Genomic DNA, 583 nt, shown 5'->3' on the forward strand with positions numbered 1-583 from the left:
GAGCTGCGCAAGCAGGTGGAATACATCGTCTCGAAAGGCTGGAACCCGGCCATCGAGCATACCGAGCCCGAGAATATGCGGTCGAACTTCTGGTATATGTGGAAGCTGCCGATGTTCGGGGAAACCGATGTCGATGCGATCTTCCGCGAGATCGAGATGTGCAAGAAGGCCAACCCGGGCAACCATGTCCGCCTCGTGGGCTACGACAACTTCAAGCAGACGCAGGGCACCTCGATGGTGGTGCACCGCGCCGACATGTCGGCCTCGGCCTGATCTGACACGAGGGGCGGGCTGCCGATCGCGGCGGCCCGCCCTACCCCATTTTTCCGGATTTTCCAGCGCGACGGAGAGCCACCCATGAGCGATATCGACCCAGACCAGTTCCGCGTGAAGACCGAGCCCTATTACCGGCCTGTGGGCAATGAGATCGAGCAATACGCCGCCGCCTATGACGTGCGCATGCCGGTGATGCTCAAGGGCCCCACGGGCTGCGGCAAGTCGCGTTTCGTCGAATATATGGCGTGGAAATTGCAGCGCCCGCTGATCACCGTGGCCTGTAACGAGGACATGACCGCCTCGGATC

Annotated in this window: 2 protein-coding genes; both read left to right on the forward strand. The window is 61.4% G+C overall.

What is annotated here, in order from left to right; all coding sequences use genetic code 11:
- The coding region (locus B3D39_RS12780) for a ribulose bisphosphate carboxylase small subunit (RefSeq protein WP_286789761.1) at nucleotides 1–273 on the forward strand (273 nt) is incomplete at its 5' end.
- Nucleotides 274–357: 84 nt separating this feature from the next.
- Nucleotides 358–583: AAA family ATPase (locus B3D39_RS12785; protein ID WP_286789762.1), on the forward strand; the 226-nt coding region annotated here is incomplete at its 3' end.

The sequence above is a fragment of the Thioclava sp. UBA3469 genome (assembly GCF_002378135.1).
In the GTDB taxonomy this organism is placed as follows: Bacteria; Pseudomonadota; Alphaproteobacteria; order Rhodobacterales; family Rhodobacteraceae; genus Thioclava; species Thioclava sediminum.